The sequence below is a fragment of the Tateyamaria sp. syn59 genome (genome assembly GCF_007995245.1).
GTDB lineage: Bacteria > Pseudomonadota > Alphaproteobacteria > Rhodobacterales > Rhodobacteraceae > Tateyamaria.
This window is the reverse complement of record NZ_VCBA01000051.1, coordinates 1-1,676: the sequence shown is the minus strand read 5'-3', so window position 1 is coordinate 1,676 and position 1,676 is coordinate 1. Positions and strand designations below refer to the sequence as shown.

Genomic DNA, 1,676 nt, shown 5'->3' with positions numbered 1-1,676 from the left:
CCGGGATCGCCTGCGAGGGTAAGCTCACAGAAAATGACAATGAGGCGCATGCACGGGATTTTGCATGAAAAGCCGACCTTCACGGAGCATCCCGGGCTGGTCGTCGATCTTGCGGACTTCGAGGGCTACGAAGGTCTGGCCGCGTTCCGTAAAGATGTGAAAATGGACACGGCTCACCGTAATGACTTCGCGCGCATCGCCATCGTTGCTGACAGGAAGTGGGATGGCATGGAGAACGAACCTCGCGGATGAAGGCTGCGCTTCTGTTGCCGCTACTGACCGTGCACCAAGTCGTCACAATTGGTTGGGCGTTGGACGCGACAGTATGACGGCGACTGGCAGACCGCCCCGGGCTCGCAGCAGACCTTGGCATGGCGAGGCTGCAAAAGCCGGCTACCTGATGTGAGGCTGATCGCGGCGAGGCAAATGTTTGGATCATCGATGGTGCTGGACCCGAAACCGATTGTCGTCGGCATCAGAATATATGCAGTGCAGCTTTCACTCATCGACCCACGATCGCACAACATCCCCTTCGACATCATCCGGCGCGAGAATAGTTTGCACAACGGTTGAGGTTTAAATAGCTGATTAGTAAATGGGCGCTCGTTATGCTGACGCACACATTTTTCGCACTTAAACAACACTCCCCTTTGACGCGACGAGGCACATGAACAATATTGACGAAAAGCTGCGACCGATCCTTGCCGAAGTGGCGCGGCGCAATGCCGGCGAGCCGGAATTTCACTAGGCTGTGCACGAGGTGATGGAAAGCCTCGGGCGCGTCGTGGCAAAGCACCCTGATTATCTTGAGCAAGCGCTCATCGAGCGGATATGCGAACCCGAGCGCCAGATCATCTTTCGCATCCCTTGGGTTGACGACCAAGGGAATGTCCAGATCAATCGAGGATTTTGCGTCCAGTTCAACTCGTCCCTCGGCCCCTACAAGGGAGGGATGCGCTTCCACCCGTCTGTCAATCTGGGGATCATCAAGTTCCTGGGCTTCGAGCAGACCTTCAAGAATGCCCTGACCGGTCTGCCGATCGGTGGTGGAAAAGGCGGAACGGACTTCGACCCCAAGAGTAAATCCGATGGCGAGATCATGCGCTTCTGTCAATCGCTCATGATCGAACTGCACCGCCACCTGGGCGAGCAGACGGATGTGCCGGCCGGCGATATCGGTGTTGGCGGGCGTGAAATCGGATACATGTTTGGGCAATATAAGCGCCTGACGAACCGTTATGAATCAGGCGTGTTTGCCGGCAAGGACATCGCCTATGGCGGATCCCGCGCCCGGACCGAGGCAACTGGTTTCGGCAACACCTATTTTACCAAGGCTATGCTTGAAACGCGCCAGAGCGACTTCGACGGCAAACGCGTCGTAGTATCGGGTGCGGGCAATGTCGCCATCCATACCATCGAAAAGGTGCAATCCTTTGGCGGCAAGGTTATCGCCTGTTCGGATTCCAGCGGCTACATCATAGACGATGCCGGGATTGACCTTGCTCTGCTTCAAGAGGTCAAATCCGTGCGCCGCAAGCGAATTTCGGAATATGCCCGGTTGCGTGGGAACGAGGTGCATTTTGTTCCTGTCGGAAAAGGCTCTGTCTGGGATCTACCCTGTGACGTGGCAATGCCCTCAGCCACCCAGAATGAACTGACGGGCAAGGACGCGAAAT

The 1,676-nt window shown here is 56.3% G+C and carries 1 protein-coding gene and 1 pseudogene; both read left to right on the top strand.

Annotated elements, in window-relative coordinates:
* A partial coding sequence (locus FD715_RS22375; RefSeq protein WP_223275058.1) for an STAS/SEC14 domain-containing protein occupies window positions 1–252 on the top strand: 252 nt, incomplete at its 5' end.
* Window positions 253–667: 415 nt separating this feature from the next.
* Window positions 668–1,676 (top strand): annotated as a pseudogene (gene gdhA / locus FD715_RS22370) (NADP-specific glutamate dehydrogenase); the annotation flags it as partial.